Here is a 311-nt window from a genome sequence, read left to right as displayed (position 1 = left end):
ATGTAATGTTTAAGCAAACCCGCAATTATTTTTCCTAACTCCATTTCACCAGATGCAATCAAACCTGCTGTTTTATCTGCCCTTTGTTTCCGTAACTGTAATTCTGTTCTGTTCCAGCCTATTATATCTTCTTTTATCTCGTATCCTGCTGCTATTCTCTCGTAATTTTTTTCATAAAACCTAACTTGTATTCTTGAAGATGGTTGTCCGAAATATAATGTTTGTCCACCAACTTCGCCGTTTCCTATGTCAATTTCTTCAATATGTCTAGCACGTTTCATTTTAGATTTACATAACCCTCGCTTTAGCTT

1 protein-coding gene is annotated in these 311 nt (G+C 35.4%); it reads right to left on the bottom strand.

Translation table 11 applies throughout. The features are described from left to right. Positions 1–281 (bottom strand): replication initiation factor domain-containing protein (locus tag CHH91_RS18235; RefSeq protein WP_286160844.1); only part of this gene is annotated, 281 nt, incomplete at its 3' end. Positions 282–311: the final 30 nt, after the last annotated feature.

The organism is Virgibacillus sp. 7505 (genome assembly GCF_002272135.1).
GTDB lineage: Bacteria > Bacillota > Bacilli > Bacillales > Amphibacillaceae > Terribacillus.
This window is presented reverse-complemented; position numbering and strand designations above follow the sequence as displayed.